Below are 17,729 nucleotides of genomic sequence, written 5' to 3' on the forward strand. Positions count from 1 at the left end.
TCCCGGCAAAAACCTCTAAGCCTATCGTTCCGCCAGAATCGCCAACCTGAAGGCTCTCCATGCGCTGTCCCTATTGCCAGTCCGAAGATACGCAGGTGAAGGATTCGCGCCCCGCCGAGGATGGCGCGGCGATCCGCCGGCGGCGCGTCTGTCCCGATTGCGGTGGCCGTTTCACCACTTTCGAGCGCGTCCAGTTGCGCGACCTCGTGGTGGTGAAGAAGTCCGGCAGAAAGGTGCCGTTCGACCGCGACAAGCTCTTGCGTTCGGTGGAGATCGCGGTGCGCAAGCGCAATGTCGATCCCGAGCGCATCGACCGCGCCGTCACCGGCATCGTGCGTCAGCTCGAAAGCTCCGGCGAGACTGAAATCGCCTCGGGCGAGGTCGGCCGGCTCGTCATGGAAGCGCTGAAGTCGCTCGACGACGTCGCCTATGTCCGCTTTGCCTCGGTCTATCGCAATTTCCGCGAGGCCAAGGACTTCCATGACGTGCTGGGTGAGCTCAAAGGCGACGAGCTCAAGGGCGACGAGCTGAAGAGCGAAGAGGACGCCGGCTGAGCATGGCAAGCCAAACGTCAGGGAAGGCCGATCAGCAGGCCCTCGATCGCCGCTTCATGGCCGCGGCGGTGAGGCTCTCGCGCAGGAATGCCGGCCGCACCTCGACCAACCCTTCCGTCGGCACCATAATCGTTCGCGACGATGGCGCCGGCCCGATGATCGTCGGCACAGGGGTCACCGCTGTTGGCGGCCGGCCGCATGCCGAGACCGAGGCGCTGGCTGAAGCCGGCGAGTTGGCGCGCGGCGCCACGGCCTATGTCACGCTGGAGCCCTGCGCCCACCATGGCCGCACCCCGCCTTGCGCCAACGCGCTGGTCAATGCCGGAGTGGCGCGGGTCGTCGGCGCCGCCAGCGATCCCGATCCGCGCGTCTCCGGCAAAGGCTATGCCATCCTGCGCGCCGCCGGCATCGAAGTGGTCGAAAAGGTGCTGGTCGAGGAAGCCGCCGAGCAGATGGCCGGCTATTTGATTCGATCCCTGAAAAAGCGCCCGGAAGTGACTCTGAAGCTTGCGCTTTCCAGCGACGGCAAGATCGGCAGGCATGGCGCCGGCCAGGTTGCGATCACCGGCGATGTCGCCCGCCGCGAAGTCTATCTGATGCGCGCCGAAGCCGATGGCATACTGGTCGGCATCGGCACGGCGCTGGAGGATGATCCCGCGCTCACCGTGCGGCTGCCGGGGCTGGAGAACCGCTCGCCGGCGCGCATCGTGCTCGACCGCCAGATCAGGCTGCCCGAAGCCTCGAAGCTGGTCTCCGGCATCGACCGCGTGCCGCTCTATATCGCCGCGAGCCTGGAGGCCGACCCGCTGCGGCGGTCGGTGCTGGAGCGTGCCGGTGTGCGCTTCATCGGCACCGAAACCCATGAAGGCGGCATTGCCTTGCCGGAACTGCTCGAGGATCTCGGCGCGCTCGGCATGGCCAGCGTTCTGGTCGAAGGCGGCGCCAAGGTGGCCAGCGCCTTCCTCGCCGAGGGATTGGTCGACCGCATCGTGCTGTTCCAGGGACCGGAAGCGATCGGCGAGGGCGGCATTGCATCGCCCATCGACGCCAACCATATCCCGGCAGGCTTCCGCAAATTGCGCGAGATGCGCTTCGGGGAAGACAGCTATGCCGAATGGGTGAGAGATATCTGAAATGTTCACTGGAATTGTCACCGATATCGGCACTGTCGCGGCCATCAAGCCGCTGAGCGAAGGCGTCGGCCTGCGCATCGACACTGCCTATGATCCCGCGACCATCGCTATTGGCGCCTCGATTTCCTGCGGCGGCGTCTGCCTGACGGTGACGGCGCTGCCAGATGGCGGCTCGAATGCCCGCTGGTTCGAGGTCGAAGCCTGGGAAGAGGCACTGAGGCTGACCACGGCGTCGGGCTGGAAATCAGGCACCAAGGTCAATCTCGAGCGGGCACTGAAGATCGGCGACGAACTCGGCGGCCACATCGTGTCGGGCCATGTCGATGGCATGGCCGAAATCGTCGAGCGCAAGGACGAGGGCGATGCCGTGCGCTTCACGCTGGAGGCGCCGCGCGAACTGGCGAAATTCATCGCGCCCAAGGGTTCCGTCGCACTCGACGGCACCTCGCTCACCGTCAACAAGGTCGAAGGCGCCCGTTTCGACGTGCTGTTGATCCACCATTCGCTGACCGTGACGACCTGGGGCGAGCGCAAGGTGGGCGACAAGGTCAACCTCGAGATCGACACCATGGCCCGCTACGCCGCGCGACTGGTCGAGGCAGTGAAAGAGGGGCTTTGAGCCCCCCTGGGAAATTAGACCGGGCCTGAGCGTCGGACAAAGCTTGCGAATGTGACCGCTTCAGCCTAAGTCACCGGTACCCCCGGAGACATTCATGGCAGGCACATCCCAACACGGCAAAGCGTTCATTCGCCCGAAGAAGAAGGCCCACCTTCTGATTATCGAGGCGCGCTTTCATGACGATCTTGCCGACGCGCTGCTCGACGGCGCGACGAGCGCGCTCGACGAAGCCGGCGCGACCTATGACGTCATCACCGTTCCCGGTTCGCTGGAAATTCCAGCAGTGATCACTTTTGCGCTCGACGGCATGGGCGAGGGCGGCAAGGACTATGATGGTTTTGTCGCGCTCGGCACCATCATTCGTGGCGACACTTATCATTTCGACATCGTCGCCAATGAATCGAGCCGCGCGCTGATGGATCTCTCGGTGCAGGAAGCGATTGCGATCGGCAACGGCATCCTGACCACCGAGAACGACGCGCAGGCCTGGACGCGCGCCAAGCGCTCGGAGGGCGACAAGGGCGGCTTTGCCGCGCGCGCGGCGCTGACCATGATCGCGCTCAAGGAGAAGCTGGGAGCGCAATCGTGAGCGAACCCGCTTCGCCCGGCCAGCCCGCGACACGCCATGCCAATAAGCGTGGCGCCGCCCGTCTGGCCGCCGTGCAGGCGCTTTACCAGATGGACGTGGCCGGCAGCGGCGTCTTCGAGATCACCGCCGAATACGAGGCGTTCCGGCTCGGCAAGGAAGTCGACGGCGCGCTTTATCGGGAGGCCGACGCGCAGTGGTTCCGCGCCATCCTGGCCGGCGTCGTCGAGAACCAGACGACCATCGATCCGATCATACGCCAGGCGCTGACGGAAGACTGGCCGCTGTCCAGACTCGATTCGACGTTGCGCGCCATCCTGCGCGCTGGCGTCTACGAACTGATGAAGCGCGACGACGTGCCGGTGGCCGTCATCGTTTCGGAATATGTCGACATCGCCAAGGCCTTCTACGAGGAAGACGAGCCGAAGCTGACCAACGCCGTGCTCGACCGTGTGTCGCGCCGGGTGCGGGGCGAGGGGCGCGGCAAGGACGCATTGTGACCGGCACCGTCGCCGGCGCAGCAAGGGAAGCGCGCCGCACGGCGATCATCCTGGCGACGTCGCAGGCGATTATCGGTTCGGCCGCGCCGATTGCCATTTCCATGGGCGGGCTGGCCGGGCAATATCTGCTTGGCCCCGATAAGTCGCTGGCAACGGCGCCAATCACCGGCTTCAACATCGGCGTGGCGCTCGGCGCGTTGCCGGCCGCGGCCATCATCCGTTGGCTCGGCCAGCGCGGCGGCTTCATGACCGGCACCATCGTCACCGCGCTTGGCGGCGTCATCTCCACGTTGGCTCTGTTCCACGCCAGCTTCTGGCTGTTCGCTTTCGCGCTGCTGGTGATCGGCGTCGGCGGCGCCTTCGTCCAGCAGTTCCGCTTCGCCGCCGCCGATAATGCTCCGCCCGAATTCAAGGCGCGCGCCATTTCCTTCGTGCTGGCCGGCGGCGTCATCACCGCGATTCTCGGGCCGCAGATCGTCATCTTCACCCGCGAATTGCTGGCGCCGGTGATGTTTGCCGGCTCGTTCGTGGCCATTCCGGTTCTGGCGGCGGCCGGCGCCATCATCCTGTCATTCCTGCGCATCCCGGCCAGGGCTCCCGGCCACGCGCAAGTCGCGTCAAGCGACGCCCGGCCGCTGTCCGAGATCGTCACCCGGCCGCGTTTCGTCGCGGCACTGTTTTGCGCCGTCGGCAGCTATGCGCTGATGAGTTTCGTCATGACCGGCGCGCCGCTGGCCATGGTCGGCTGCGGCCTGTCGACGGACGACGCCACGCTCGGCATTTCCTGGCATGTGATGGCGATGTTTGCGCCGAGCTTCTTCACCGGATCGCTGATCCATCGCTTCGGCGCCGAACGCATCGTCGCCACCGGCCTGGTCCTGCTCATCGGCTGCGCCGCGGTGGCATTGTCCGGCCTGCATTTGTGGCAGTTCTGGACGGCGCTGATCCTGCTTGGCCTCGGCTGGAATTTTGCCTTCATCGGCGCCACCTCCATGGTCGCCGACAGCTACCATCCGTCCGAAAAGAGCAAGGTGCAGGGCTTCCACGACTTCGTCCTGTTCGGCTCCGTCGCCTTCGCCTCGCTAATGTCGGGCGCCATCTACAATGCGTGGGGCTGGGAGATGCTGAACTGGCTGGTTTTCCCGGTCGTCGCCCTCTGCTTCGTCGCCCTCGGCGCGCTCAAACTGACCGGATCGCGCAAAGCGCGCGCCTGATCCGGTTCTATCTTTGGCTTGGCACGACGTGTCAGCATGGCGCCGACCGAATCGCGGCGACCGCACAAAATTATTGCGTCTGTACCCATTGTTATGAAACCGTGTGCCCCGACGGGGCGTTGAAGCCATGCTCATATGCGGCCACCGCATTTCGGTCCAAAGCAAGGGGTTTTCACAATGTTTTCAGTCAAGATTCTGGCCGGCGCGGCGTTGGCGCTCGGCATCACGGCCGCCTCCGCCAATGCCCAGGTGGTCGTCTCCTCGAAGATCGACACCGAGGGCGGCGTGCTCGGCAACATCATCCAGCTTGTGCTCAACGCCAACAACATCAAGACCACCGACCGCATCCAGCTCGGCGGCACGCCGGTGGTACGCAAGGCGATCACTGCCGGCGAGATCGACATCTATCCCGAGTACACCGGCAATGCCGCTTTCTTCTTCGAGAAGGCCGACGATCCGGTCTGGAAGGATGCCGCCAAGGCCTATGAGACCGCCAAGAAGCTCGACTATGATGCCAACAAGATCGTCTGGCTGTCGCCGTCACCGGCCAACAACACCTGGGCGATCGCGCTGCGCAAGGAGGTTGCCGAGACCAACAAGCTGGCGACCCTGACCGACTTCGGCAAATATGTCGCCGGTGGCGGCACGGTGGTTTTGGCGGCCTCAGCCGAGTTCGTCAATTCGGCGGCAGCCCTGCCGGCGTTCCAGACCACTTACGGCTTCACGCTGAAGCCCGAGCAGTTGATCACGCTTTCGGGCGGCGACACCGCCGCGACGATCGGTGCTGCCGCCAACCAGACCAACGGCGCCAACGCCGCCATGGTCTACGGCACCGACGGCGGCATCGCGCCGTCCGGCCTGGTCGTGCTCGCCGACGACAAGGGCGTGCAGCCGGTCTACCAGCCGGCGCCGATCATCCGCGAAGCGGTGCTGAAAGAGCATCCGGAGATCGAGACGCTGTTGAAGCCGGTGTTCGCCAAGCTCGACCTCGTCACGCTGCAGGAACTCAACGGCCGCGTCCAGGTCGGCGGCGAGCCGGTCAAGGGTGTCGCCGAGGACTTTTTGAAGAAGGACGGGTTTTTGAAGTAGTCAGCGCATAGCTGATCGTGACGCTGGTGCGAGACACCCCTCTCTGGAAGCTGCTGATCTCCCCCCTTGCGGGGGAGATGTCCGGCAGGACAGAGGGGGGTGCTGTCCCGCCGACCTCACAACCGGTAGCAGGTGCGTGCCTCGACAGGGTTGCTTCTGAACAAGCCGACGCTCGAAAGCTGGCGATCCTTCACACCCCCCTCTGGCCTGCCGGCCATCTCCCCCGCAAGGGGGGAGATCGGATTTCGCGTCGGCTTTCGCCGATCACCGGCGTAGTCTGCGCAACGTGGAAAATCGCTCCTCATGAGGGGCATCCATGACCCTGCGTTTCGACAAGCTCGGCATGGTTATCGCGGCGATCGTTGCCTATGCGGCGTTTCTGGCCCCGTTCGCCACCTTCCGCGCCAATCGTATCGTTCCCGGTCAGGCGCGCTCGATCCTCGAGGCGCTGCCGGCCACAGTCGGGCCGCTGCTGCTGGCGGTCGTCGTCGTGGCCGCAATTGTTGCGTTGCTGAAAACCCCGCTTGTCCTGCGCCTGGCTGCAAGCGTCGTGGCGCTCGCCGCCCTTGCCATCCTGATCGGTGTCGCCGGCACCTTCCTGACGCCGGCCGGCAACACCTTCGCCCGCATCTCGCCGGCTTCCGGCTTCTGGCTGTTGATCTTTGCCTTCACATTGTTGCTCGCCGACGTGCTGACCAGGCTCAACCTGTCGCCACCGGCCCGCATCGGCGTGCTCGTCCTCGCGGCGCTGGCCATCGGCTTGTTGCTGATATCGGGGCAGTGGGACAGCCTGTCGATCCTCAAGGAATATGCAAACCGCGCCGATAGTTTCTGGGCGGAAGGCTCCAAGCACATCACACTGGCGCTGGGGTCGCTGGCGGCGGCGGTGATCGTCGGCCTGCCGCTCGGCATCCTGTGCCACCGCGTCGAACGGTTGCGGGCCGGCGTGCTCAATGTGCTCAACATCGTCCAGACCATACCCTCGATCGCGCTGTTCGGCCTGCTGATCGCGCCGCTCGGCTGGGTTGCCGCGCATGTTCCGGGTGCCGCAGCGCTCGGTATCAGAGGCATCGGCACCGCGCCCGCCTTCGTGGCTTTGTTCCTCTATTCGCTGCTGCCGGTGGTGGCCAACACCGTGGTCGGGCTTGCCGGCGTACCCCGCGCGGCCAATGATGCCGCGCGCGGCATGGGCATGACCGATGGCCAGCGCCTGTTCGGCGTCGAGTTTCCGTTGGCCTTTCCGGTGATCCTCACCGGCATCCGCATCGTGCTGGTGCAGAACATCGGCCTGGCCACCATCGCAGCACTCATCGGCGGCGGCGGCTTCGGTGTGTTTGTGTTCCAGGGCGTTGGCCAGACGGCGATGGACCTGGTGCTGCTGGGCGCCGTGCCGACGGTGGCGCTGGCCTTTGCCGCGGCCATCATCCTCGACGCAGTGATCGAAATGACCGCCACCAGGCGCAGGGTTGAAACGGCATGATCGAGATCGAAGGCATTACCAAGCGCTATGACGCGACGACCGTGGTCAACGACGTGTCCATGGTCGTCGAGCCGCGCACGGTTTGCGTCATTGTCGGTACCTCCGGTTCCGGCAAGACGACGCTGCTGCGAATGATCAACCGGCTGGTCGAGCCGACCGCCGGCGTCATCAAGCTCGACGGCAACGACAACCGCACGCTGCCCGGCTACGAGCTGCGCCGCAGCATCGGCTACGCTATCCAGGGCCACGGCCTGTTCCCGCACCGCACCGTTGCGCAGAACATCGCCACCGTGCCGGTCCTGCTGGGCTGGGACAAGGACCGCATCAAGGCCCGCGTCGATGAGTTGATGACACTCTACCAGCTCGACCCCGAGGCCTATGGCCCGCGCTACCCGCACGAACTGTCCGGCGGGCAACAGCAGCGTGTCGGCGTCGCCCGCGCGCTCGCCGCCGAGCCCAATGTGCTTCTGATGGACGAACCGTTCGGCGCACTCGACCCGATCATCCGCACCAAGGCGCAGGAGGACCTGCTGGCAATCCAGAAGCGCTTCGGCACCACCATCATCCTCGTTACCCACGACATGGAGGAGGCGGTCCATATGGGCGACAAGATCGCCGTCATGGATGCCGGAAAGCTGGTGCAATACGCCAAGCCGGAAGAGGTCCTGGCGCGGCCGGCGAACGCCTTCGTCGAGACCCTGGTCGGCGCCAGCGAAAAGCCGTTCCGGCTCTTGTCGCTCGGCCGCGTGCGCGACGCCGTGGAAATGGGGACTGCCGAAGGCGAGGCGATCCCAGGCGACGCCAGCCAGCGCGACGCGCTGGCCGAGCTTCTGTGGTCGGGCCGGCCGGCGCTGCCGGTCAAGGGCGAAGACGGCAAGCCGCTCGGCCGCGTCACCGTCGACGGGCTGGTGAAGCGCGCGGCGAGGCCGGCATGAAAGGGGCCGGTCTAAAAGCCTGGCTGCCTTCGCTGCTCAGGCTTGCCCTGGTGGTGCTTCTCATAGCCTTCGTCACCAATCCCGGCTGGTTCGAGCCGCTGTTGAAGCCGCTGACCGAAAACAATGCGCCGGCGATCTACAATCAGGGCAGCCTGCTGACGCTGACCCTGCTGCATCTCAGGACCGTGCTGATCGCTACCGCCGCCGCAACCATCGTTGCCGTGGCGCTTGCCATCCTGGTGACCAGGCCGGCGGGCGCCGAATTCCTGCCGCTGTCGCGCAGCTTGGTGAACATCGGCCAGACCTTTCCGCCGGTGGCGGTGCTGGCGCTGGCGGTGCCCGCCGTGGGTTTCGGCGAGAAGCCGACGCTGATTGCGCTGTTTCTCTACGGCCTGCTGCCGATCTTCGAGAACGCGCTGACCGGCCTCACAACGCTGCCCGGCAACATCATGGAGGCCGCGCGCGGTGCCGGCATGACGGGCTGGCAAAGACTGGTCAAGGTCGAATTGCCGCTGAGCGCGCCGATCATTCTGGGAGGAATAAGGCTGTCGGTGGTGATCAGCCTGGCCACGGCGACGATCGGCTCGACGGTTGCCGCCAAGACGCTGGGCGAGGTGATCATCGCCGGCCTGCTGTCCAACAATCTCGCCTTCGTCCTGCAAGGCGGCCTGATCGTCGCGGCGCTGGCGGTGCTGATCTATGACGGACTGTCCGCCATCGAGCGCTATACGGCGCGCAAGATGGGGCAGGAGACTGGCGACTGACCTTCGCTGGACTGCGGGCAAAGCATTGACTGACGCGGCGTCATTTCAATCGATCTAATAGCAGGGCATCGGCAATGGGAATGTTGTGGCCTAAACCTTTTGGCTGAAAGCGGGGCAAAAACCGAACAATATCTTGACGTTCCGAGCCCTGTTTCGCATACACCGCTGCGAAGGACGGATTCCGCCTAGGCTTATCCGCTCCCCGCACCAACGGCCCAGGGAGGGGTTCTTTTGGGCCATCAATCGAGGAAAATTCGGCAATGACCATCATTTCTGCCGTCATCGCCTGCGGCTTGCTTTCAATCCTTTACGCCATCTGGGCGACACGATCGGTTCTTGCAGCCGATCAGGGCAATGCACGCATGCAGGAAATCTCCGCCGCCATCCGCGAAGGCGCGCAGGCCTATCTGGCGCGCCAGTACACCACCATCGCCATCGTCGGCGTGGTCGTGCTCGTGCTCGCCTGGTGGCTGCTTTCGATCACCGCCGCGGTCGGCTTCCTGATCGGCGCCGTGCTTTCGGGCGCCGCCGGTTTCATCGGCATGCACGTCTCGGTGCGCGCCAATGTGCGCACCGCGCAGGCGGCGTCCAACAGCCTCGCCGCCGGTCTCGACATCGCCTTCAAGTCGGGCGCCATCACCGGTATGCTGGTGGCTGGCCTGGCGCTGCTCGGCGTGTCGATTTACTACTATATTCTGACCGGCCCGATGGGCCTGCAGCCCAATGACCGCATCGTCATCGATGCGCTGGTTTCGCTCGGCTTCGGCGCTTCGCTGATCTCGATCTTCGCCCGTCTGGGCGGCGGCATCTTCACCAAGGGCGCCGACGTCGGCGGCGATCTCGTGGGCAAGGTCGAAGCCGGTATTCCCGAAGACGATCCGCGCAACCCGGCCACCATCGCCGACAATGTCGGCGATAATGTCGGTGATTGCGCCGGCATGGCCGCCGACCTCTTCGAGACCTATGCGGTGACCGTCGTTGCCACCATGGTGCTGGCTGCCATCTTCTTCGGCGGAACCGCCGCTCTGGGTGCGGCGATGCTCTATCCGCTCGCGATCTGCGGTGCCTGCATCCTGACCTCGATCGTCGGCACCTTCTTCGTCAAGCTCGGTTCCAACGGCTCGATCATGGGCGCCCTCTACAAAGGCCTGATCGTCACCGGCCTGCTGTCGATCGTCGGTCTCGGCGTCGCTACCTCGGCAACTGTCGGCTGGGGCGAGGTCGGCACCGTCGCCGGCATGACAATCATCGGCAAGAACCTGTTCATCTGCGGCCTGATCGGTCTCGTTGTGACCGGTCTCATCGTGGTGATCACCGAATACTATACCGGCACCAACAAGCGCCCGGTGAACTCCATCGCCCAGGCCTCGGTGACCGGTCACGGCACCAACGTCATCCAGGGACTTGCGGTGTCGCTCGAATCGACCGCACTGCCGGCAATCGTCATCGTCGGCGGCATCATCTCGACCTACCAGCTCGCCGGCCTGTTCGGCACGGCGATCGCGGTCACCACCATGCTCGGCCTTGCCGGCATGATCGTCGCCCTCGACGCCTTCGGCCCGGTCACCGACAATGCCGGCGGCATTGCCGAAATGGCCGGCCTGCCCAAGGAAGTGCGCCACTCCACCGACGCGCTCGACGCGGTCGGCAACACCACCAAGGCGGTGACCAAGGGCTATGCCATCGGTTCGGCCGGTCTTGGCGCGCTGGTGCTGTTTGCGGCCTATTCGAACGATTTGAAGTTCTTTGCCGCCAATGGCGACAAATATCCATACTTCCAGGGCATGGGCGATGTCTCCTTCGACCTCTCCAATCCCTATGTTGTCGCCGGCCTGATCTTTGGCGGCCTGATCCCGTACCTGTTCGGCGGCATCGCCATGACGGCGGTCGGCCGCGCGGCGGGCGCCATCGTCGAGGAGGTGCGCAAGCAGTTCCGCGAGGACCCGGGCATCATGGCCGGCACCTCCAAGCCGAACTATGCCCGCGCCGTCGACCTTCTGACCAAGGCGGCGATCCGCGAAATGATCATCCCCTCGCTGCTGCCGGTGCTGGCGCCGCTCGTCGTCTATTTCGGCGTGCAGCTGATCTCGGGCTCCAAGGCGTCCGCCTTTGCGGCACTCGGCGCCTCGTTGCTCGGCGTCATCGTCAACGGCCTGTTCGTCGCCATCTCGATGACTTCGGGCGGCGGCGCCTGGGACAATGCCAAGAAGTCGTTCGAGGACGGTTTTGTCGACAAGGACGGCGTCAAGCACCTCAAGGGCTCCGAAGCGCACAAGGCTTCGGTCACCGGCGACACGGTTGGCGATCCCTACAAGGACACCGCCGGCCCGGCGGTCAACCCGGCAATCAAGATCACCAACATCGTGGCGCTTCTGCTGCTGGCCGTGCTCGCGCACGGCTAAGGCAACGCCACTGCTTCAGGAACAAACCCGCGGGAGCGATCCCGCGGGTTTTTGTTTGAGATTTACGCTGGTGGCAGTCAACCCTCATCCGGCTCGGTGCCGGCATCGCCGCGCTTGCTGTAGCGATCGAGCAATTCGCTCACGCCAGGTTCGCGCTCAGGCATCGGCGCCAGGCCACGCAGGCGCCGCAGCTTGGCAAGGAAGGCGCCTCGCTTATACTTGCGGCGGAAGGCGCGGGCGCGGGGATGGATGCCAAGAGCCGCCATCAGCCTGCGCCTGAGATAACTCGATGCCGCCAGGCGAATGGGTTCGCCCGCGCAGCCAAGGATTTTCACGCGCAAGGCGTCCGGCGTCTGCATGGCGTCCAGAAGATCCTTCTGTTCCTGCGCATTGTCGCCGAGATAGGAACCCTTGCGTATGCCGGAATGCAGCTTGATCACCGTGAGGTGCGGCATCGTCGCCATCACCGCGCCCTTTCGCCATGCCCGAAACAGCCAGTCCTGCGAACTTTCGCAAAAGCACTGGCTGGCGGGTCGCCAAGGTCCGAGCAGGCTGAACGAAGCGCGGCGAAACATGTGTGCCGAGCCAAATCCTTCCGTCGTGACGGGGTCGTAAAAACCATCCTTGCCGATCCCGAAGATCGAATTGAAAGGATTGCCGGCCGCCGACGGCGGCTGGATGACGGCACCGCGCGCCAGCACCACGTCGGCGCCCGAGGCGTCGATCCAGCCGGTCATCGCCGCCAAATGGTCGGGAAACCACAGATCGTCGTGGTTGAGCAAGGCGACGAAGCGGCCACGCGCCCTGGCAAAGCCGATGTTGTTGGGACCGGACTGTTCGCCGAAATTGACAGGAAGATCGATGTAGACGATGCGGGCATCGTCAAATTCAGCGACAACGGCCGCCGTATCCGGCCTGCAACCGTCGCCGATGACCAAGGCTTCCCAGCCTTGCAACGTCTGGCGCATGACGCTGGTCAATGCCTGCCGCAGTGCTGCCGGCCGGTTGTGCGTCGCGACCACGATCGAAACCAGCGGTTCGCCGCCGGCCTGGTCGCGCTGCGCCGATGCTTCCACGCTACACCAGTCTGTAGGGAATGTGGTCGGTGTCTGGCGGCAGGCGCCAATGGTCGGGCTGATCGTAGGCATAGGCCTTGTCGACGAGGTTGAGCAGCACCGCCGTCTCCGCTCCGAGCGAAACAACACCGTGCCATATTCCGGGTGGAATGATGACGACCGCCGGGCGCAACGGGCCGATAATCTTGTGCCAGACGGCGCCGAAGGTCGGCGAGGCCTTGCGTCCGTCAAACAGCGAAATGCGAACGCTGCCGACGCAGCAGAACAGCCGGTCGGTGGTCACCGCGTGTGCATGCCAGCCAGTCACCGCGCCGGCATACAAGGTCCGTTGGAAGACCTGGCCGACCGGCTCCGAATCGAGCTCCCACTCCTCGCGAAAGATCTCGGTCAGATAGCCGGTGGAGGTTGCGACCGGCCTGATCTCCTTGACCCTCACGCCATCGATCGCCACCGGCTCGATGGGTATCCAGTCAGGCGTGACCACCTGGCCGTCAGCCGTTCCGGTCGCCATCCAGCCTGTCGGTTTTGTCCGGGTTTTTTCCGGCACGGATACTCCTCCCAATTCAGCGTGATGCGCCATTGGCCAGCACGGTCTGATACGAATTTGACCGGTCGCTGGCAAGTACGCGTCAATGTTTGCTGATAGCTTTCGACCTCACGGCACTTGATGTTTCCGACGCAATCGGAGGGCCGCATTGCCCAAACATCGTTCCGTTCTGCCCAAGCCCGGACCGTTCGCCTGCTTTAATACCCCGGCCATGGCCAGGACATTGCGATCGACGCGGTGTCTGCTCGCCCTCGCGGCGATTTCGGGCAGGGAAAGGCATTTCGGCAGGAAAAGACATGGACATGTTTTTGATGAAGGCTTCGCTTGCGCTGGCTGGAATTATTGCCGGCATCTACGTCTCGGGCGTAATCCATGATTTTCGCATCGATGATCTTACCGCCGGCCAGTACATGGCCATGCATCAGATGCGCGACCGGACGTTTACCCGGGTGATGCCGGTCGTCAGGCTGACGACGCTGGTGCTGATCGCGGCGACGGCGATGTTTGCGGTCGATGCCGGCCTGCCGCGCATCCTGACGATCGTCGCCGCGGCGCTGGTGGTGATCGACATTGGCTTCACCGTCAGCCGTCAGGTGCCGCTCAACAAACAGGTGCAGAGCTGGACGCCGGTGACCATCCCCGATGATTGGGCGCAGACGCGCGACAGCTGGGCGGCCAACCACAATCTGCGCCTTGTGCTTGGACTGGCCGAATACGCCTGCCTGTTTGCCGCGGTCATCCTGACGCTCAGCCGGTGATTCAGTTTTCGCGGAACGCCGCGGCATGGGTCGGCACTCCTGCCGGCCGCCGCCGTTGAAAACAGGAGTATTGCCATGCTGCACCACGCTTCATTCAACGCCCGCGATCCGCAGGCCGTCGCCAGCGTCCTTGCCGAAATGCTTGTCGCCACCGCGGTTCGTGCGCCGTCGCCGCCATTTCCTGAGGGAGCATGGTTCGTCTGCCTCGGCGACGATTTCGGCTCGCTGATCGAAATCCTGCCGTGCGGCACGGTTCTGGACCAGCAAGCGCCGCTCGGCATCGGCTTCGACCCGAACATGCGCCTGCGCTCCGGCTCGCATGTGCTGCTCAGCACGCCCAATTCGACCGAAACCATCCAGGGCATTGCCGCCCGCATGGGCTGGCATAGCGAGCTGATCGATGCGCGCCTGTTCAAGGTGCTCAAGGTCTGGGTCGAGGACGAAACCCTCGTCGAATTCCTGACGCCCGAGATCGCACCGCTGTACCGCGCGACATTCGGCTGGGGCGGCATGGCGACACTCGACGCCAAGCTGCGCGAGCTGGAGAGCCAGATGGCGGCAGCGCTTGCCGCCAAGGCCGCGAACCAGTCGGGCCGCAAGGATGACCAACCGGCCGGTGCAATGAGTCCGTGAGCACCGGGGGGCGCCTTCTGCTGACCTCCCGAGGAGAGTTCCCAAACGGCCGCCGAGGTCAACCGGCGCCGGCGCTGTCGCCGGCTTCCGCCTTCAGCCAGTTGATGAATGATCTGGCAGGCTCCCAGGCGGAGATGGACGGGTGGACGACGACGTAGTGGTTCCAGTTCGTCGGTATGTCCGTTGTCAGGAGGCGGACGAGCCTGCCTGTGCGCAAATCGCTCTCGACCAGCGACTTCCTCGCGATGGCGACGCCCAGACCGCTCGCCGCCGCTTCGACCGCCAGCAAGGTGCCGTTCAGATTCATGCCGTCGCCAACCGTATCCAGCGGCAGATTGTTTCTCTCGAACCAGTGGCGCCAATTGGCGCCGCTCTCGTCATTTTCGGCCGTCGTGTCGAGGATGCGAAACAGTCGCAGCACATCGTGCTGGTCTCTGACCGGGCCGTTGGCGGCGAGATAGTCGGGACTGACGACAGGAAAGATCGCATCTGCCATCAGCCATTCGGTCTTGACGGCCGGATAGTGTCCGCCGCCGAAGCGCAATGCGATGTCGACTGTTCGCTGCGAAAGGTCGACGACTGCAAGATCCGCATTGATGTCGATCTCTGTTTCGGGATGCTTTTTGCGAAACCTGTGCAGGCGCGGGGCCAGCCAGCGTACGGCATGCGAAGGAATGGCGGTGACCCTCAGCCTCGTGCGCTCGTTGCGCGCGACACTCGCGATCGTGCTCTGGATTTCCAGCAATGCGCGTCGCACGCCTGCGGACAATCTTTCGCCTTCAAGCGTGAGTTCGACGCGGCGGACATGGCGGGTGAACAGAAGCACGCCGAGATCGGCTTCGAGATCGGCGATGCGGTGGCTGAGCGCGCTTGGCGTAACATTCAGCTCATCGCCGGCGCGCTTGAAGCTGCCCAGCCGGGCAATGACCTCGAAAGCCCGAATGGATTCCAGTTGTGGAAGCCGTCTTGTCATTTGCCGTTACCCTATCCTGCCCATGGGTTCCTTAGCATGAATGAACTAAGCTCATCCATAGCTTCGTAAATAGTCTTTTGTCCAAGTGCGCAAATCATTGTAGCCATCCACTGCCCCCCGATTGCCGCCGTCGGAATGAGAGGCCGTTCATGGAACGAGCCTCGACTACGAACGACAGTGAAATGAAGACAATCGCTTGGGAGTACCCCATGACTATTCGACCCCCCGAGTTTGCGCATGCGCGCTTTTCGACCGCCATGTGGCCCCGAGCCGAATGGAGAAACGTCTATTGCGACCTGTTGCGCCGGATGGTGACCGACATGGATTTTAACGTCACGGAGGAAAAGCTCTCCGTCGACGCGACCATCCTGCGGCTGCCGGGCGTCGGCATTGCCGATTCGAGGACCACCGCCTTCCGCACCATCCGTTCCAGCGCCATGGCCAAGGGGACCGATGACTACATTTTCTTCATGTGTCTGGAGGGCGCTGCCACCTTCTCGCATCTCGGCCGCGAGGCCAGCATCGAGGCCGGCCAGGCAATCCTTCTGTCCTCCTCTGATCCGCATGTGATCGAGCGGGCGATGTCGCATCATCTCTTCATCACCATCCCCAAGGCAGCGCTCGGGCCCGTGGCTGCGAATGCGGATGCCGCCCTGATGACGCCGATGTCATGCGTGGGCGAAAAGTTCTTGCTGCTGACCAGCTATGTCCGTCTGCTGATGCAGGAGCCGAACCTGGCCGCGTCCGAATTGCGCTGGCTTGCCGCCAAGCACATACAGGACCTTGTCGCGGTCGTGGTCGGGGCAACGCAGGACGCCACTGAGGTCGCCGCAGGCCGCGGCATACGCGCCGCGCGGCTGCGCGCCATCAAAGCCGATATCGAAAGCAATCTGGCTTCCGGCGATGTCGGGTCCGACGCGCTGGCCGGGCGCCACCGCGTCAGCGCGCGCTATATCAGAAAGCTGTTCGAGGGTGAGGGTACCTCGCTGTCGCAGTTCGTGCTTGGCCGGCGGCTGGCGCTGGTTTGCAGCAAGCTATCCGACCTGCGCCTGGCACACCGCACCATCGGCGCCATCGCCTTCGACGCCGGCTTCGGCGATCTCTCGACCTTCAACCACGCCTTCCGCCGGCATTTCGGCATGACGCCTTCGGAAGCGCGGCAGAGTGCGGCTGTGCACCGCGCCTCGCTGGAGCCCGGCGGCCGAACAGGCCACGCGCGGCAAAGCGCGACGGGTGTTGCGGCCGCATGACCTCAAAACAAAACGAAGCAAAAATCTAAGGAAGGCGGTCGCTTCTTAGGCGCCGCCGCCAGGAATGGGGGGCGCCAGCTTGCTGGCGCCTTTGATGATCTGGCTGAGGAAGTTCTGGTCCTTGCCGCCGGTCGGCGTGGTGCGCGAGATGAAGTCGAAGATCTTGCCGTCCTTCAGACCGTAATTGGCAATCTGGGTGACGCGCCCGTCCTCGCCAAAATAGACCGCGAGCACTTTCTGGTCGACCAGGCGCGGCTTGTCGAAAGCGACATAGCGCTTGCGCGTTTGCGAAATGTAATAGAACGCCTCATTGTCGAAGGTGGCTTTCGTCGATGGCGTGCCGAGCGCCAGAAGCACCTGTTCGCGGCTGGAGCCCACCGGCACCGAATCGACAGCCTGCTGGTCGATAACATAGCCCTGCGTCAGCGTCTCGCTAGGGTTAAGGTCGCCGAACATCTTGGACGAATTGCAGCCCGACAGCGCGGAAGCCACCAGCACCAGCGAAACCGCGGCGGTGGCCCCAGGCAGAAAAGTCGACTTGAATTTCAGCGCGCGCAACAACAACTCCATTAGCTGGCCGCAACTTGCGCTGGGCGGCAAAACCGGTAAACCAGCTTGCTTGCCGATGCAACAAGGCCCATTCAAACAATCGGTCCCCAGGAGACCACCCTCAATGTTCCAGCGCCTTTTTGGCCGCGAACGCAATGCCAACCGCGCTATCACCGAGGCGCTTTACGCACAAATCGTGGCGGCGGCGCGGCAGACCGTGTTTTATTCCCACTGGAATGTGCCGGATACGCCGCTCGGCCGTTTCGAGATGCTGTCGCTGCATATGTTCCTGTTTCAGCACCGGCTGCGCGGCGAAGAGGGCGTCGCGCATGAGGTCGCGCAGGTGCTGATCGACGAGTTCTTTCTCGATGTCGAGCATTCGCTGCGGGAACTGGGCGTTGGCGATGTCGGCGTGCCCAAGCGCATGAAGAGGCTGGCCAAAATGTTCTACGGCCGTACCGCCGCCTATGACGACGCGCTGGAACGCAGCGACCGCGACGCGCTTGCTGCCGCCCTGGCGCGCAATGTCAGACCCGATGCCGGCGCCTGGCCGCAAGCCTTGCCGCTGGCGTCCTATGTAATCGATGCCGCAAGGCAGCTTGAAGCACAGCCGTCCGAATCGATCGTTTCCGGTGCCGTGGCGTTTCCCGTCGCGAAAGCGGAGTGA

General features: G+C 64.1%; 20 protein-coding genes. 15 read left to right on the forward strand and 5 right to left on the reverse strand.

What is annotated here, in order from left to right; all coding sequences use genetic code 11:
• Positions 1-59: 59 nt before the first annotated feature.
• From nrdR to NKI96_RS00275, 10 genes are all read left to right on the forward strand, one after another.
• Entirely contained in the window at positions 60-554 is a 495-nt protein-coding gene (nrdR, locus tag NKI96_RS00230; protein ID WP_023669351.1) for a transcriptional regulator NrdR, read from the forward strand.
• 2 nt (positions 555-556) lie between these two features.
• Positions 557-1,687, forward strand: a complete 1,131-nt coding sequence (gene ribD / locus NKI96_RS00235) for a bifunctional diaminohydroxyphosphoribosylaminopyrimidine deaminase/5-amino-6-(5-phosphoribosylamino)uracil reductase RibD (RefSeq protein ID WP_023669352.1) — start codon at positions 557-559, stop codon at positions 1,685-1,687.
• Between the two features lies 1 nt (position 1,688).
• Complete coding sequence (locus tag NKI96_RS00240; RefSeq protein ID WP_023669353.1) at positions 1,689-2,306, forward strand: riboflavin synthase; 618 nt, start codon at positions 1,689-1,691, stop codon at positions 2,304-2,306.
• Between the two features lie 94 nt (positions 2,307-2,400).
• Complete coding sequence (gene ribH / locus NKI96_RS00245; RefSeq protein ID WP_023669354.1) at positions 2,401-2,895, forward strand: 6,7-dimethyl-8-ribityllumazine synthase; 495 nt, start codon at positions 2,401-2,403, stop codon at positions 2,893-2,895.
• Positions 2,892-3,392: a transcription antitermination factor NusB gene (gene nusB, locus NKI96_RS00250; RefSeq protein ID WP_023669355.1), complete on the forward strand. Its 501-nt coding sequence runs from the start codon at positions 2,892-2,894 to the stop codon at positions 3,390-3,392. The genes ribH and nusB overlap by 4 nt, the downstream gene beginning before the upstream one ends.
• Positions 3,389-4,606, forward strand: coding sequence for an MFS transporter (locus NKI96_RS00255; protein ID WP_023669356.1), 1,218 nt, complete (start codon positions 3,389-3,391; stop codon positions 4,604-4,606). Before nusB ends, NKI96_RS00255 begins: the two co-directional genes overlap by 4 nt.
• A gap of 177 nt (positions 4,607-4,783) precedes the next feature.
• On the forward strand, positions 4,784-5,695 hold the full coding sequence (gene osmF, locus NKI96_RS00260; RefSeq protein WP_352597463.1) for a glycine betaine ABC transporter substrate-binding protein OsmF: 912 nt from the start codon (positions 4,784-4,786) through the stop codon (positions 5,693-5,695).
• A gap of 316 nt (positions 5,696-6,011) precedes the next feature.
• Positions 6,012-7,175, forward strand: coding sequence for an ABC transporter permease (locus NKI96_RS00265; RefSeq protein WP_352597462.1), 1,164 nt, complete (start codon positions 6,012-6,014; stop codon positions 7,173-7,175).
• Positions 7,172-8,110, forward strand: a complete 939-nt coding sequence (locus tag NKI96_RS00270) for an ABC transporter ATP-binding protein (RefSeq protein WP_352802467.1) — start codon at positions 7,172-7,174, stop codon at positions 8,108-8,110. The genes NKI96_RS00265 and NKI96_RS00270 overlap by 4 nt, the downstream gene beginning before the upstream one ends.
• Complete coding sequence (locus NKI96_RS00275; protein WP_023736475.1) at positions 8,107-8,874, forward strand: ABC transporter permease; 768 nt, start codon at positions 8,107-8,109, stop codon at positions 8,872-8,874. Before NKI96_RS00270 ends, NKI96_RS00275 begins: the two co-directional genes overlap by 4 nt.
• A gap of 40 nt (positions 8,875-8,914) precedes the next feature.
• Here the strand turns inward: NKI96_RS00275 and NKI96_RS00280 are convergent, their stop codons facing one another.
• The gene (locus tag NKI96_RS00280; protein WP_156933240.1) at positions 8,915-9,145 is read right to left on the reverse strand and encodes a hypothetical protein; all 231 of its coding nucleotides are present in this window, start codon (positions 9,143-9,145) and stop codon (positions 8,915-8,917) included.
• Here NKI96_RS00280 and NKI96_RS00285 point away from each other — a divergent pair.
• Positions 9,135-11,276, forward strand: coding sequence for a sodium-translocating pyrophosphatase (locus NKI96_RS00285; RefSeq protein WP_023689501.1), 2,142 nt, complete (start codon positions 9,135-9,137; stop codon positions 11,274-11,276). The two genes, NKI96_RS00280 and NKI96_RS00285, sit on opposite strands and share 11 nt — an antisense overlap.
• A gap of 77 nt (positions 11,277-11,353) precedes the next feature.
• Here the strand turns inward: NKI96_RS00285 and NKI96_RS00290 are convergent, their stop codons facing one another.
• Positions 11,354-12,352, reverse strand: coding sequence for a glycosyltransferase family 2 protein (locus tag NKI96_RS00290; protein WP_352802472.1), 999 nt, complete (start codon positions 12,350-12,352; stop codon positions 11,354-11,356).
• A 1-nt stretch (position 12,353) separates the two neighbouring features.
• Positions 12,354-12,899 (reverse strand): dTDP-4-dehydrorhamnose 3,5-epimerase family protein, encoded by a 546-nt coding sequence (locus NKI96_RS00295; protein WP_245259899.1) that lies wholly within the window; start codon positions 12,897-12,899, stop codon positions 12,354-12,356.
• Positions 12,900-13,195: 296 nt separating this feature from the next.
• On the opposite strand from NKI96_RS00295, the gene NKI96_RS00300 reads away from it, so the two are divergent.
• Complete coding sequence (locus NKI96_RS00300; protein WP_352802475.1) at positions 13,196-13,657, forward strand: anthrone oxygenase family protein; 462 nt, start codon at positions 13,196-13,198, stop codon at positions 13,655-13,657.
• Between the two features lie 75 nt (positions 13,658-13,732).
• A complete protein-coding gene (locus tag NKI96_RS00305) occupies positions 13,733-14,290 on the forward strand; it encodes a hypothetical protein (protein ID WP_023705063.1) in 558 nt (185 codons plus the stop codon).
• A gap of 58 nt (positions 14,291-14,348) precedes the next feature.
• On the opposite strand, the gene NKI96_RS00310 is transcribed toward NKI96_RS00305, so the two are convergent.
• Positions 14,349-15,263 carry a LysR substrate-binding domain-containing protein gene (locus NKI96_RS00310; RefSeq protein WP_023727524.1) on the reverse strand — a complete coding sequence of 305 codons (915 nt, stop codon included), beginning with the start codon at positions 15,261-15,263 and terminating at the stop codon, positions 14,349-14,351.
• Between the two features lie 209 nt (positions 15,264-15,472).
• On the opposite strand from NKI96_RS00310, the gene NKI96_RS00315 reads away from it, so the two are divergent.
• Complete coding sequence (locus NKI96_RS00315) at positions 15,473-16,513, forward strand: helix-turn-helix domain-containing protein (RefSeq protein WP_198024431.1); 1,041 nt, start codon at positions 15,473-15,475, stop codon at positions 16,511-16,513.
• A gap of 45 nt (positions 16,514-16,558) precedes the next feature.
• Here NKI96_RS00315 and NKI96_RS00320 read toward each other — a convergent pair whose 3' ends face one another.
• Entirely contained in the window at positions 16,559-17,071 is a 513-nt protein-coding gene (locus NKI96_RS00320) for an outer membrane protein assembly factor BamE (protein WP_023669368.1), read from the reverse strand.
• A gap of 115 nt (positions 17,072-17,186) precedes the next feature.
• Here NKI96_RS00320 and NKI96_RS00325 point away from each other — a divergent pair, with 115 nt between their 5' ends.
• On the forward strand, positions 17,187-17,729 hold the full coding sequence (locus NKI96_RS00325; RefSeq protein ID WP_023669369.1) for a ubiquinol-cytochrome C chaperone family protein: 543 nt from the start codon (positions 17,187-17,189) through the stop codon (positions 17,727-17,729).

This window comes from Mesorhizobium sp. M0292, assembly GCF_040321695.1.
Taxonomy (GTDB): domain Bacteria; phylum Pseudomonadota; class Alphaproteobacteria; order Rhizobiales; family Rhizobiaceae; genus Mesorhizobium.

Excerpts from the sequence above, each read along its gene's own strand:
- nrdR (WP_023669351.1), top strand. The coding sequence starts at position 60 with ATGCGCTGTCCCTATTGCCAGTCCGAAGATACGCAGGTGAAGGATTCG.
- ribD (WP_023669352.1), top strand. The coding sequence starts at position 557 with ATGGCAAGCCAAACGTCAGGGAAGGCCGATCAGCAGGCCCTCGATCGC.
- NKI96_RS00240 (WP_023669353.1), top strand. The coding sequence starts at position 1,689 with ATGTTCACTGGAATTGTCACCGATATCGGCACTGTCGCGGCCATCAAG.
- ribH (WP_023669354.1), top strand. The coding sequence starts at position 2,401 with ATGGCAGGCACATCCCAACACGGCAAAGCGTTCATTCGCCCGAAGAAG.
- osmF (WP_352597463.1), top strand. The coding sequence starts at position 4,784 with ATGTTTTCAGTCAAGATTCTGGCCGGCGCGGCGTTGGCGCTCGGCATC.
- NKI96_RS00265 (WP_352597462.1), top strand. The coding sequence starts at position 6,012 with ATGACCCTGCGTTTCGACAAGCTCGGCATGGTTATCGCGGCGATCGTT.
- NKI96_RS00270 (WP_352802467.1), top strand. The coding sequence starts at position 7,172 with ATGATCGAGATCGAAGGCATTACCAAGCGCTATGACGCGACGACCGTG.
- NKI96_RS00275 (WP_023736475.1), top strand. The coding sequence starts at position 8,107 with ATGAAAGGGGCCGGTCTAAAAGCCTGGCTGCCTTCGCTGCTCAGGCTT.
- NKI96_RS00285 (WP_023689501.1), top strand. The coding sequence starts at position 9,135 with ATGACCATCATTTCTGCCGTCATCGCCTGCGGCTTGCTTTCAATCCTT.
- NKI96_RS00280 (WP_156933240.1), bottom strand. The coding sequence starts at position 9,145 with ATGATGGTCATTGCCGAATTTTCCTCGATTGATGGCCCAAAAGAACCC.
- NKI96_RS00300 (WP_352802475.1), top strand. The coding sequence starts at position 13,196 with ATGGACATGTTTTTGATGAAGGCTTCGCTTGCGCTGGCTGGAATTATT.
- NKI96_RS00305 (WP_023705063.1), top strand. The coding sequence starts at position 13,733 with ATGCTGCACCACGCTTCATTCAACGCCCGCGATCCGCAGGCCGTCGCC.
- NKI96_RS00310 (WP_023727524.1), bottom strand. The coding sequence starts at position 15,263 with ATGACAAGACGGCTTCCACAACTGGAATCCATTCGGGCTTTCGAGGTC.
- NKI96_RS00315 (WP_198024431.1), top strand. The coding sequence starts at position 15,473 with ATGACTATTCGACCCCCCGAGTTTGCGCATGCGCGCTTTTCGACCGCC.
- NKI96_RS00325 (WP_023669369.1), top strand. The coding sequence starts at position 17,187 with ATGTTCCAGCGCCTTTTTGGCCGCGAACGCAATGCCAACCGCGCTATC.